This is a genomic window from Sediminihabitans luteus (assembly GCF_002797595.1).
Taxonomy (GTDB): domain Bacteria; phylum Actinomycetota; class Actinomycetes; order Actinomycetales; family Cellulomonadaceae; genus Paraoerskovia; species Paraoerskovia lutea.
In genome coordinates this window covers 1-12,316 of sequence record NZ_PGFE01000006.1, presented here as the reverse complement: position 1 = coordinate 12,316, position 12,316 = coordinate 1, and the positions used below count along the sequence as shown (strand labels likewise).

The 12,316-nt window shown below is 74.1% G+C and carries 9 protein-coding genes; 1 reads left to right on the top strand and 8 read right to left on the bottom strand.

The genetic code is table 11. The features are described from left to right. Window positions 1–48: 48 nt before the first annotated feature. The 8 genes from dhaM to CLV28_RS13805 all read right to left on the bottom strand — a co-directional run bounded on the left by dhaM (window position 49) and on the right by CLV28_RS13805 (window position 12,052). Window positions 49–813: a dihydroxyacetone kinase phosphoryl donor subunit DhaM gene (gene dhaM, locus CLV28_RS13840; RefSeq protein ID WP_100423930.1), complete on the bottom strand. Its 765-nt coding sequence runs from the start codon at window positions 811–813 to the stop codon at window positions 49–51. Window position 814: 1 nt separating this feature from the next. Next, complete coding sequence (gene dhaL / locus CLV28_RS13835; protein WP_100423929.1) at window positions 815–1,453, bottom strand: dihydroxyacetone kinase subunit DhaL; 639 nt, start codon at window positions 1,451–1,453, stop codon at window positions 815–817. A gap of 59 nt (window positions 1,454–1,512) precedes the next feature. Further along, on the bottom strand, window positions 1,513–2,508 hold the full coding sequence (dhaK, locus tag CLV28_RS13830) for a dihydroxyacetone kinase subunit DhaK (protein WP_100423928.1): 996 nt from the start codon (window positions 2,506–2,508) through the stop codon (window positions 1,513–1,515). Window positions 2,509–2,652: 144 nt separating this feature from the next. Further along, complete coding sequence (locus CLV28_RS13825; RefSeq protein WP_100423927.1) at window positions 2,653–4,056, bottom strand: bifunctional folylpolyglutamate synthase/dihydrofolate synthase; 1,404 nt, start codon at window positions 4,054–4,056, stop codon at window positions 2,653–2,655. Further along, on the bottom strand, window positions 4,053–7,367 hold the full coding sequence (gene ileS / locus CLV28_RS13820) for an isoleucine--tRNA ligase (protein ID WP_100423926.1): 3,315 nt from the start codon (window positions 7,365–7,367) through the stop codon (window positions 4,053–4,055). The genes CLV28_RS13825 and ileS overlap by 4 nt, the downstream gene beginning before the upstream one ends. A gap of 286 nt (window positions 7,368–7,653) precedes the next feature. Further along, entirely contained in the window at window positions 7,654–9,768 is a 2,115-nt protein-coding gene (locus tag CLV28_RS13815; protein WP_100423925.1) for an acyltransferase family protein, read from the bottom strand. 134 nt (window positions 9,769–9,902) lie between these two features. Next, complete coding sequence (locus tag CLV28_RS13810) at window positions 9,903–10,103, bottom strand: hypothetical protein (RefSeq protein ID WP_100423924.1); 201 nt, start codon at window positions 10,101–10,103, stop codon at window positions 9,903–9,905. Window positions 10,104–10,414: 311 nt separating this feature from the next. After that, window positions 10,415–12,052 (bottom strand): molybdopterin-dependent oxidoreductase, encoded by a 1,638-nt coding sequence (locus CLV28_RS13805; RefSeq protein ID WP_239073238.1) that lies wholly within the window; start codon window positions 12,050–12,052, stop codon window positions 10,415–10,417. 157 nt (window positions 12,053–12,209) lie between these two features. Here CLV28_RS13805 and CLV28_RS16140 point away from each other — a divergent pair. After that, window positions 12,210–12,316, top strand: a 107-nt coding sequence (locus tag CLV28_RS16140; protein WP_157802659.1) for an FAD-binding protein, incomplete at its 3' end; no start/stop codon positions are given.

Here is a 12,316-nt window from a genome sequence, read left to right as displayed (position 1 = left end):
ACGTGCAACGTCAGAAGCCGTTGCCTCGAGTGACCTTCGCCACGGGCATCAGTCTTCGCCGAACCCGCTCTCGACCGCGTCGACCACCTGCTGCACGTCCGCGGCGGCCGCCGGCCCGGCACCGCGCACGACCAGCGACGTGCCGCCCGTCGCACCGAGCTGCAGGATCGCGAGCACGCTCGTCGCGTCCGCGGCGGGCCCTCCGGGCGGCCCGATCGTGACCGCCGTGCCCAGCCCCGCCGCGAGACGGGCGAGCTCGGCCGCAGGGCGCGCGTGCAGCCCCAGCCGGTTGCGCACCACCGCGGTGCGCTCGACGACGTCGGTCGCGGACTCCCCCGCGCCCGCGGCCGGCTCGGCCCCGGACCCTGCCGACGCACACCCCTCGGCGGGCCCGGCCCCCGCGGCAGACCCCGCCCCCTCGGCGAACCCGGCCCCCGCGGCGCGCACCGCGGCCGCGACGTCCTCGGCCGACCGCCCGCCCTGCGCGGCGACCGCCGCGGCCACCGCGCCCTCGACGAAGGGCCCCGCCACGAGCGCCGTCCGCGCCGCGAGCTCCTCCTCGATCTCGAGCACGGACTCGACGGTCAGCACCGCCGAGCCGAGGTCGCCGAGCACCACGACGCGCACGTCCGGGCCGGCGTCGAGCACGCCCCGCAGCGCGGACTCGACACGGTCGTAACTCGTGCCGACGCCGCCGTCCTCGAGCCCCCCGGCAGCCACGACCCGGACGTCGGGCGCCATCTGGCCCGCGAGCTCCGCGAGACCTTCGGCGAGGCGCTCGGAGTGGGAGACGAGGACCAGCGCGACGGTCATCTCACTCCTCCTCGCTCGCCCGCACCGCGGCCGCGAGGATCAGCGCCGTCGAGGTCGCGCCCGGGTCCTGGTGACCCTGGCTGCGTTCGCCCAGGTAGGACGCGCGTCCCTTGGTCGCCAGGAGCGGCACGGTCGCGGCGGCGCCAGCGGCCGCCGCGTCGGCCGCGGCGACGAGCGCGTCGTGCGCCGTGCCGCCGCCCGAGGCGACCGACTCGGCCGCGTCGACCGCTGGCTGCCACGCGTCGACCATGGTCTTCTCGCCGACCACGGCCTTGCCGCGCGCGGTGATGCCCTCGAGCGCGGCCTCGAGCAGCGCGACCGTGCCGTGCGCGTCGAGCTCGGGGAGCCCGGTGACCTTCGCGGCCCGCAGGAACGCGGTGCCGTAGAGCGGGCCGGAGGCGCCGCCGACCGAGGACATGAGTGTCGTCGCGACCAGCTTGAGGACGTCGCCGACCTGGGCGGGAGGCGACTCGAGGCCGTCGAGCTTGGCCGTCACGGCGCGGAACCCGCGGTCGAGGTTCTCGCCGTGGTCGCCGTCACCGATCACGCGGTCGAGCTCGGTCAACCCCGTCTTCGCCTCGGCCACCGCCTCCGCGGTGCACCGCATCCATCGCATCGCCCATGCCACGTCCAGCGTCATGCCTGCCCTCGTCCGTCGTCGTCCGGTCGTCCTGCGCGCGGCGCGCGCGGGGCGGTGCGCTACCAGCGCAGCGCCGCGGTGTGCACGGGTGCGTCCCACAGCTCGGTGAGCTCGGGGTCGAGCCGCAGCACCGTGACCGACGCGCCCTGCATCTCGAGCGAGGTCACGTAGTTGCCGACGAGCGACCGTGCGACGACGACCCCGCGCTCGGAGAGCAGCGCACGCGCCCGACGATAGACCACGTAGAGCTCGGACGACGGGGTGCCGCCCATGCCGTTGACGAGCAGCAGGACCTCCTCGCCCGAGGCGAGGCCGAGGTCCTCGACCACGGGCGCCACGAGCTGGTCGGTGATCTCGTCGGCGGACGCCATGGGCACCTTGTGCCGACCCGGCTCGCCGTGGATGCCGATCCCGATCTCGATCTCGTCGTCGGTCAGGTCGAAGCTCGGCTTGCCGACGTGCGGCACGGTGCACGCCGTGAGCGCGACGCCCATCGTGCGGACGTTGTCGATCACGCGCTGCGCGACAGCCGTGACCGCGGCGAGGTCGTCCCCGCGCTCCGCGGCGGCTCCCGCGATCTTCTCGACCGCGACGGTCCCGGCCACGCCGCGGCGGCCCGCCGTGTAGAGCGAGTCCTCGACCGCGACGTCGTCGTTGACCACGACCGTCGCGACCTGGCGGTCGTCGATCTCGGCGAGCTCGACCGCGGTCTCGAAGTTCAGGACGTCGCCCGTGTAGTTCTTGACGATCGCGAGCACCCCGGCGCCGGAGTCCGCCGCCTCGAAGGCGGGCGCGATCTGGTCGGGCGTCGGGGACGTGAACACCGCGCCCGGCACCGCGGCGTCGAGCATGCCGAGCCCGACGAACCCGGCGTGCAGCGGCTCGTGCCCCGACCCACCACCGCTCACGAGCCCGACCTTGCCCGCTCGCGGCTCGCCCGCGCGCACCACGTACGCGGGATCGAGGTGGACGGTCACGAGGTCCGCGTGCGCGGCCCCGAACCCTTCGAGGGTCTCCTTGACCGCGTCCTGCGGGTCGTTGAGCAGCTTCTTCACGGCACCTACCTCCATCGGCCGGCGTCCCGCAGCGCCCCCACCGCACGGGCTGACACCCCATGGAACCACCGCCCCGGGGTGCGCCGCGACCCGAGCGTCGTCACGCCCGGGTCGCGGCCCGGAGCCCGTGGCCCGGGCGTGCGCTCAGGCTCGGCGCAGCAGCGCGCGCGCGTCCGCGGCGGTGATGACCGAGCCCGTCACGAGCACGCCCGTGCCCGTGCCGACGCCGACCACGTCGTCGCGCTCGGCGAGGTCGGCCGCGAGCGAGAGCGCCTCGTCGAGCCGCTCGGTCGAGTGCACGCGGTCCTCGCCGAACACGTCGTTCGCGACGTCGACGAGGTCCTGCGGGTCGGCCGCGCGGTCCGAGCTGTTGCGCGTGAGCACGATCTCCGCGAGGTGCGGCTCGAGCACCGCGAGGAGCCCCTCGACGTCCTTGTCGGCCATGATCGAGACCACGCCCACGAGGTGCGTGAACGCGAACGCCTCCGCGAGCGCCGCGACGAGCGCCTCGGCGCCGGCCGGGTTGTGCGCCGCGTCGACGAGCACCGTGGGGCTCGACCGGACCACCTCGAGGCGCCCGGGTGAGCTCGCGTCGCCGAACGCCGCCTCGACGACCTCCCCGCCGAGCGCGCGCCCGCCGAGCAGGGCCTCGACCGCCGCGAGCGCGAGCAGCGCGTTGTGCGCCTGGTGCGCGCCGTGCAGCGGCAGGAAGATCTCGGTGTACAGGCCGGCGGGCGTGCGCAGGTCGATCACCTGGCCGCCGACCGCGACCGTGCGCTCGACCACCTCGAGCTCGAGCCCGTCACGCAGCACGCGCGCGCTGCGCGCCGCGGCGGCCTCGAGCACGACGACCTCGGCCGCCGGGTCCTGCTCGGCGAGCACGACGGTCGCGCCGTCCTTGACGATGCCCGCCTTGTTCTCGGCGATCTCGGGGATCGTCGAGCCGAGGTATCGCTCGTGGTCGATCCCGATCGGCGTGATCACCGCGACGTCTCCGTCGACGACGTTCGTCGAGTCCCAGGTGCCGCCGAGCCCGACCTCGACGATCGCGACGTCGACCGGCGCGTCGGCGAACGCCGCGAAGGCCATGACCGTGAGCACCTCGAAGAAGCTCAGGCGCGGCCCGCCCGCCTCCTGGGACTCGCGGTCGACCACGCCGACGTACGGCGCGACGTCCTCCCAGACCTCGACGAACCGCGCGGGGCTGATCGGCGCGCCGTCGATCGCGATGCGCTCGGTCACGCTCGTCAGGTGCGGGCTCGTGAACCGGCCCGTGCGCAGGCCGTGCTCGCGCACGAGGCGCTCGGCCATGCGCGCGGTCGAGGTCTTGCCGTTCGTCCCGGTCAGGTGGATCGTGCGGAACGCCCTGTGCGGGTCGCCGAGCAGCTCGAGCACGCGCGCGACGCGGTCGAGGGTCGGGTCGATGTCGTGCTCGGGCGCACGGTCCATGATGTGCGCGTAGACGGCGGCGAGGTCGGCCCCGGCCGCGTGGTCGGCGGCCTCGCGGCGGGCGGCGCGCCGCGCGTCGGCGGCCTTGCGGTCGCTCATGCCTGCACCTCGTCCGTCGCTGCGTCGTCGCTCTTCGCGACGGCGACCTCGAGCCCGGGGCCCTCGACCAGCGTGAGCGTGGTCGCGAGCGTCTCGGACGTCACGAGCCCGCGGTGCGCCTCGACCGCGGCACGGTGCTCGGCCGGCACCGTCAGGCGCAGGTCGATGCGGTCCGCGACGTCGAGCCCGGCGGCCTTGCGCGCGTCCTGCACCTCGCGCACGACGTCGCGGGCGTAGCCCTCGGCCCGCAGCGCGTCGTCGAGGGTCAGGTCGAGCACGACGAACCCGCCGCTCGTGAGGACCGCGGCCGCGACGGCCGGACCGTCGGCGGACGCCGACGACGCGACGACCGTCGTGAGCTCGTACTCGGACTCGAGGAGCGGCACCGGCCCGGCGTCGGTCTGCACGACGACGGCACCGGCCTCGTCCGTGGACCAGGCCCCGGCCTTGGCGCCCTTGATGACCGCCTGCACGCCGCGCCCGAGGCGCGGCCCGGCGGCACGCGCGTTGACCGCGAGCCTCTCGGAGATCCCGAAACGGGCCGTGACCTCGTCGTCGAGCGCGACGAGCTCGACGGCCTTGACGTTGAGCTCGGCCGCGAGCAGCTCACGGTAGGGCGCGAGCGCGTCCGGGTCAGTGACCGCGACCGTGAGCGTGCGCAGGGGCTGGCGCACGCGCAGCGCGTTCGCCTTGCGCAGACCCAGCGACTGCGAGGTGATCGCACGGACCTGGTCCATCGCGGCGACGAGGGCGTCGTCGGCGACGAGCACCTGCCCGTCGGCGCCCGCGAGCTCGGGGAAGTCCGTCAGGTGCACCGAGCGACCGCCCGTCAGCCCGCGCCAGACCTCCTCGCTCAGCAGCGGGGCGAGCGGCGCCATGACGCGCGTGAGCGTCTCGAGCGCGGTCCACAGCGTGTCGAACGCGTCCGCGTCCTCGGACCAGAAGCGCTCGCGCTGGGTGCGCACGTACCAGTTGGTCAGCACGTCCAGGTGCACGCGCACGGTCTCGCACGCGCCCGCGATGTCGTACGTGTCGAGCTGCGCCGTGACGTCCTCGACGAGCGACCGGGTGCGCGCGAGCAGGTAGCGGTCGAGCGCGGGCAGGCCGGCCACGCGCTCGGGCGTCACGCGCTGCGCGACGTACCCGGCGCCGTCCGCGGCCGAGTTCGAGTAGAGCGTGAAGAAGTAGTACGTGCTCCACAGCGGGAGCAGCACCTGGCGCACCGAGTCGCGGATGCCCTCCTCGGTCACGATCAGGTTGCCGCCGCGCAGGATCGGCGAGCTCATGAGGAACCAGCGCATCGCGTCCGAGCCGTCGCGGTCGAGCACCTCGGTCACGTCCGGGTAGTTGCGCAGCGACTTGCTCATCTTGCGCCCGTCCGAGCCGAGCACGATCCCGTGCGAGACCGCCGAGCGGAACGCCGGCCGGTCGAACAGCCCGGTCGCGAGCACGTGCAGCAGGTAGAACCAGCCGCGCGTCTGCCCGATGTACTCGACGATGAAGTCGCCCGGGTAGTGGTGCTCGAACCAGTCGGCGTTCTCGAACGGGTAGTGCACCTGCGCGAACGGCATCGAGCCCGAGTCGAACCACACGTCGAGCACGTCCGGGATGCGGCGCATGGTCGACCGACCGGTCGGGTCATCCGGGTTGGGGCGCGTGAGGTCGTCGATGTACGGGCGGTGCAGGTCGGGCTCGCCGGCCGCGTTGCGCGGCAGGCGACCGAAGTCCGCCTCGATCTCGGCCAGGGACCCGTACACGTCCGTGCGGGGGTGGTTCGCGTCGTCCGACACCCAGACCGGGATGGGGGTGCCCCAGTAGCGGTTGCGGCTGATCGACCAGTCGCGCGCCCCCGCGAGCCACTTGCCGAACTGGCCGTCCTTGATGTGCTCGGGCGTCCAGTCGATCTGCTGGTTGAGCTCGACCATGCGGTCGCGGAACTCCGTGACGCGCACGAACCAGCTCGACACGGCCTTGTAGATCAGGGGGTTGCGGCAGCGCCAGCAGTGCGGGTACGAGTGCTGGTACGTCTCGTGGCGCAGCACGCGCGTGCGCAGCTCGGGCGCGGTGCGCGCGAGCGGGCCCGAGGCGTCCTTGAGGTCCTTGATGATGACCGGGTTCGCGTCGAACACCTGCTCGCCCGCGTAGTCCGCGACGTCGTTCGTGAACCGGCCGCGCGCGTCGACGGGCACGACGGGCGCGATGCCCGCCGCGGCGCACACCGCCATGTCGTCCTCGCCGAACGCGGGCGCGAGGTGCACGATCCCGGTGCCGTCCTCGGTCGTGACGAACTCGCCCGCGAGCACCCGGTGCGCGTTCTCGTGGCCCGCGAAGTAGTCGAACGGCGGGGTGTAGGGCAGGCCGACGAGCTCGGCGCCCGTCAGGGTCGCGATGACCGTCGGGTCCTCGCCGAGCTCCTTGGCGTACGCGCCCAGGCGGGCCGCGCCGATCACGACGCGCTCGCCCTCGAGCGCTGTGCCCTCGCCCGGGGAGACGACGACGTACTCGACCTCGGGCCCGACGGCGACAGCCAGGTTGGACGGCAGGGTCCACGGCGTCGTCGTCCACACGAGCAGCAGCGCGCCCGCGGCCTCGCTCTGGTGGGGCGTGCCACCGAGGCGGAACCCGACCGTGAGCGCGGGGTCCTGGCGCGACTGGTAGACGTCGTCGTCCATGCGCAGCTCGTGGTTCGACAGCGGCGTCTCGTCGCGCCAGCAGTAGGGCAGCACCCGGTGGCCCTCGTAGGCGAGGCCCTTGGTGTGCAGCTCCTTGAACGCCCAGATGACCGACTCCATGAAGGTCACGTCGAGCGTCTTGTAGTCGTGCTCGAAGTCGACCCAGCGCGCCTGGCGCGTGACGTACTCCTGCCACTCCTTGGTGTACGTGAGCACCGACGTGCGGCAGGCCTCGTTGAAGGCCTCGATGCCCATGGCCTCGATCTGCGACTTGTCGGTGATCCCGAGCACGCGCTCGGCCTCGAGCTCGGCCGGCAGGCCGTGCGTGTCCCACCCGAAGCGGCGCTCGACGCGCCGCCCGCGCATCGTCATGTAGCGCGGGACGACGTCCTTGGCGTACCCGGTCAGCAGGTGGCCGTAGTGCGGCAGGCCGTTGGCGAAGGGCGGGCCGTCGTAGAACACGAACTCGTTGGCGCCGTCCGTGCCGGCGTCGCGCGCCTCGACCGACGCGCGGAACGTGTCGTCGGCCTTCCAGAACGCGAGCACGTCGCGCTCGAGCGCGGGCAGGTCCGGGGAGGCGGGGATCGCCGCGCCCTCGCCGGGCGCGTCGTTCGGGGTGCGGTGCAGCGGGTAGGCCATGGCTCGGTGGCTCCTGGGGCTCGGGTGGTCCGGTCGTTCCGTGGTGCGAGGACGACCGTCGTGCCCGGTGTCGGACGACGCAGCCGCGGTACCACCCCGCTTGCCGACGTCGCTCGCCCGGGTCCGGGCTGCACGGCGTCGACCGCTCTGATCCAGGCTGTCACGGGCCCACCCGTCCGGTTCTACTGGGGCGGCCGCCCGGCGAGCGGTGCCTGTTCTTCCGGAGGCTCGCCGGTGATGGCCGGGTCGACGCCTGTGCCTCCATGGTAGCGCGGCACCCGGGGGGTCAGCCCTCGTCCGTCTCGACGAGTGCTCCGACGGCCGCGGCGAGGTCCGGGGCGAGCGAGCGGGCGAACGTGTCCGTGATGTGGTTGGTGTCGCGGTAGACGAGCACGTTCCCGATCACCGGCGGGCAGGAGCTCGGTCCGCAGTACCGGTCCGTGAGGTCGAGGGCGGTGGTCCGCGGCGAGAGCCGGACCGCCTCGTCGAACGCCGCGTGGTCGGTGACCGCGTCCGAGCGGTCGACCGCGCAGGCGTCGGGGTCGTCGACGTGCTCGGCCGTGCAGCGCACGACGTCGCGGCGCGGGCGCGGGGCGTCCTTGACCGCGAGCACCTCGATCCCGGCGTCCGCGAGCTCGTCCCACGCGCCCGCGAGACCGACCGCGCCGGGGGTGTGCCCCGTGCCGGTGTCCACGTACTCCCCCGCCGCGTAGGACGAGGTCACGACGAGCGCGGGGCGCAACGCGAGCAGCGCGTCGAGCGTGCGCGCGTTGGGCTCCTGGCACACGAGCTTCCCCTCGGCCTCGATGATCCGCCGCTCGTGCGAGTAGGGGCACGAGTCGTGCAGGTACGTGACCAGTCGCCAGCCCTGCTGCTCGGCGAGCTGCGCGAGGGGTGTCGCGAGCATCTGCGCGTGCGAGTCGCCCACGAGCGCGACGACGGTCGTCGCGGCGGGGTCACCGACCTCGCACGTCCGGGCCGACGTCTCGCGCTGGTGCGCGGCGCAGGCCTCCTCGTCGACCAGCGCCGAGAGGTCGGCGGGCGCGTCGACCGGGCTCGGGACGATCGCCCGCGTGCCGTGCACGAAGGCGCGCGGGGCACCGCCGTCCGACGCCTCCGCACCGAAGCCCGACCCAGGGCCGACCTCGACCGATCCACCCGACCACGCCGCCTCGACCTGGTGGGTCCGCACGGGGTAGACGAGCGTCAGGAGCGCGACGAGCACCATCGCCCCGGCCGCGAGCCCGAGCGTGCGCCAAGGACGCTCGCGCAGCCCCGACGCACGGCGTGCCGGTTGCTCGACCAGCTCGAAGGTCGCTGCCGCGAGCAGGAGCGAGAGGCCCAGGAGGCCGGCGGCCTCCATGAGCGTCGGCGTCCTCCCGGCGTGCACCGTGTAGAGCACGATGACCGGGAAGTGCCACAGGTACAGGGAGTACGAGAGGTCCCCGAGGCGTCGCACGGGACCGAGGTCGACGAGCGGGGTCAACGACGCCGGCCCGCGCGTACGTCCGGCGGCGATCACGGCGGCCGTCCCCAGCACGGGCACGAGCGCGGCCGGTCCCGGGAACGGCGTGGCACCGTCGAAGGTCACCGCGGCGACGACGATCGCGGACACGCCGGCGAGGGCGAGCAGGGCCCTGGGCAGCGCGTGGGCGTCGGTGTACCGCACGCCGAGCGCCAGCATCCCGCCCGCGCCGAGCTCCCAGAGCCGGGTGAACGTCGAGAAGTACGCCGAGGCGTCGCCCTGGGCGACCTCGACGACGTTCCACACGAAGGAGGCCGCGACGACCGCGCCGAACACGGCCAGCAGCCCGCGGGTCAGGGCGGGTCCGTGCGCCCGTCGGGCGGCGACAGCGGCGGCGACCCCGGCGACGAGCAGCGGCCACAGCAGGTAGAACTGCTCCTCGACCGCGAGCGACCAGAAGTGCTGGTAGACCGTCGGGGCGTCGTCGAGCGCGAGGTAGTCGACCGAGTCCGCTGCGAGGACCCAGTTCTGGACGTAGAGCACGGATGCGAGCGCCTGCCGGGCGAGCCCCGCCCACGCCGTGACGGGGTAGACGAACGTCGCCACCGCGGTCACGACGGCGAGGACGAGCAGACCTGCCGGCAGGATCCGACGCGCCCGGGCCGCCCAGAACCGTGCGAGGTCGACCCGTCCGGTGCTGCGCACCTCGCGGACCATGTGGCCGGTGATGAGGAACCCGGAGATCACGAAGAACACGTCGACGCCGACGAATCCCCCGGTCAGGAGGTCGGGGCGCAGGTGGTAGGCGACGACGATCCCGACCGCGAGGGCGCGCAGCGCCTGCACCTCGGGCAGGAACCGCCGCGCCGTGGTCGCCTCGCGCGTACCGGTGGGCGCGTCGGGTGGCGTGACGCGTACCGCTGTTGCCTGCCCCACGCCGACTCCCTGCGCTCGCCCCGAAGGTGCGTCGGGGTCACGAGCGACCCGACCGGCGTGGATCGTTCCACGGCGAGGTGTCGCGCTGGTGGCCGCCCGGTGACCGCCGGACGACCGTCACCGGGCTCCCGAGGTCACCGGGCGCGTGCGCTGAACGCCTCGATGTCGAGCGCGACGAGGTGCTCGATCGTCAGGCCCGGGGCGGTGAGGTCGACGGCGCGGTGCGGCGCGTCGGTCGCGTGCTCGCGCGACGTCGGGGCGTGACCGGTCAGGGCGTGGCTGGTCAGTGCGTGGGAGGTGCTGGTGCGGGAGGTGCTGGCGTGGACGGAGACCATGACGGGTCCTTCTCGGGGGTGTCGGCGTGGGTACGCAGACCTGGCGTTCCTCGGAGGGAGGGGTGCCGGGCGATCCCTGATACGCGACCGTGCGCGCGTACCGCTCACCAACCCCGGATCCGTGCTGCCTCGGGTCGGCGAGCCGTCAACAACAGGTGACGGTGCGGACCCCGAGGGTGGCCGACGCGCTCGCGGGCAGCGCGATGTCGCGCTGCGGGGCGTCGGTCCGGTTCACGTCGCACAGTCTGCGGGGTCGCGGGCGTACCGCGCAAGGGGCGTCCGCGGAGCGGTCGCCCGTGCCGGAGCACTCCTCAGCGCACCCGCACGTCGACCTCGTGCCAGCCGGTCGCACCGTCCGGGGCGGGCGGCGCCGTGTCGGAGGTCTGCACCTGGCCGTCGGCGTCGGTCGCGCGCACCCGCAGCGTGTGGCTCCCCGACGTCGCGTCCCAGCGGTGCACCCACTGCCGCCAGGTGTCGGCCGAGACGACCTCGGCGAGCTCGGCCTCGACCCATTCCTCGTCGTCGACCTGCACCTCGACCTTCGCGATCCCGGTGTGCTGGTGCCACGCGACGCCGGCGACCGTGACCGTCCCCGCGTCGAGCGTGACGCCCACGGACGGGGTGTCGATGCGGCTCGCGAGCTTGATCGGGCCACGCGGCGTCCAGCCCCGCGTCGACCAGTAGGCGAGGTCCTGCGCGAACGTCGTGACCTTGAGCTCGGTGACCCACTTGGTCGCCGAGACGTACCCGTAGAGGCCGGGGACGACGAGCCGGGCGGGGAACCCGTGGTCGACGGGCAGCGGCTCGCCGTTCATGCCGACCGCGAGCAGGCACTCGCGCCCGGTGTCCTGGAGCACGTCGAGCGGTGTGGAGGCGGTCCAGCCGTCCACGCTCGTCGAGAGCACCATGTCAGCACCCGCCTGCGGTGCGGCGCGGGCGAGGAGCTCGCGCACCGGGTACCCGAGCCACAGCGCGTTGCCGACGAGGTCGTCCCCGACGTAGTTCGAGACGCACGTGAGGGTCACGTGGTGCTCGGTGAGCGGCAGCGCGAGCAGCTCGGCGAAGGTGATCTCGAACGGCTCGTCGACCATGCCGGTGACCTTGAGGACCCAGGTGTCCGGGTCGACCTGGGGCGCGCGCAGGGCGGTGTCGATCCGGTAGAAGTCGTCGTTGGGCGTCACGTAGGGCGCGAGGCCCGCGATCCCGAGCTCGGCGCCCGCAGGCACGGCGGCCGCGGGCGTCGCGGCGGCAGGCAGCCGGATCGCGGCGCGGACGGCGCTCACGCCCCGGGCCCCGGCCGCGAGCGCCCGCGCGCCGACGCCCACGAGCACCGCGCCGACGGCCGCGACGCCGGTGTACGTCAGGAACCGCCGGCGGTCGATCTCGACGCGCCGCTCGGCCGCCGTGCGCGGGGACTCGGTCGGCGGTTCGTCGCGCGACCGCGCGACCGCGGCGACGTCGTCCTGCCAGTCCACGAGGCGGGACGTCGCCGCGCGGAGCACGAGCGCCGCGACCGCGACACCCACGGCGGTGGGCAGCGCCCACCAGAGTGTCGCCTCGGGTCGTGAGACCGCGACGGCGGCACCGACCGTGCCGACCGCGACGAGCAGCAGGGTGCCCCCGGGGCGACGGCGCAGCTCGAGCCAGCCGGCGAGCGCCGCGCCGAGCGCGAGGACGACGGCCATGGTGGCCAGGAGCACCGCCTTGTCGTACGTACCGAACGTCGCGACCGCGAAGTCCTTGAGCCACGGCGGCACCTGGTCGACGACCGCTGCCCCGGCCGCGAGGATCGGGCTCGCGGCGGGCGAGACCACGAGCGCGACGACCTCGGCGACGGCGAACCCGGTGGCCGCGGCGACCACGCCCGCGAGGGCGGCCCACCAGGTCCCACCGGGGCGGGCGGCGCGCGGGTTCTCGAGGGTGCTCGGAGGCGGTGCGGGGTGCGTCACCGTCCCACTCTCGCGCATCGGCGGCCCGCCCGTGGGCGTCTCGCGCCGACGACACTGGACCGTTCGTCGATCGTCAGCCCCGCACGAGGCTGCATCGAACTTCTTCTATCCAGCACTTGCCGGGTGCATCGATGTCTGTCAACATAGAAGCATGTCGATGCAAGAGATTCACGATCTGGTCATCATCGGGTCCGGCCCGTCCGGGTACACCGCCGCGGTCTACGCCGCGCGCGCAGGCCTCGAGCCCGTGGTCCTGGCCGGGTC

Bases quoted from the DNA above. Each gene is read 5' to 3' on its own strand.
- dhaM (WP_100423930.1), bottom strand. From the start codon at position 813: ATGACCGTCGCGCTGGTCCTCGTCTCCCACTCCGAGCGCCTCGCCGAA.
- dhaL (WP_100423929.1), bottom strand. From the start codon at position 1,453: ATGACGCTGGACGTGGCATGGGCGATGCGATGGATGCGGTGCACCGCG.
- CLV28_RS13825 (WP_100423927.1), bottom strand. From the start codon at position 4,056: ATGAGCGACCGCAAGGCCGCCGACGCGCGGCGCGCCGCCCGCCGCGAG.
- ileS (WP_100423926.1), bottom strand. From the start codon at position 7,367: ATGGCCTACCCGCTGCACCGCACCCCGAACGACGCGCCCGGCGAGGGC.
- CLV28_RS13810 (WP_100423924.1), bottom strand. From the start codon at position 10,103: ATGGTCTCCGTCCACGCCAGCACCTCCCGCACCAGCACCTCCCACGCA.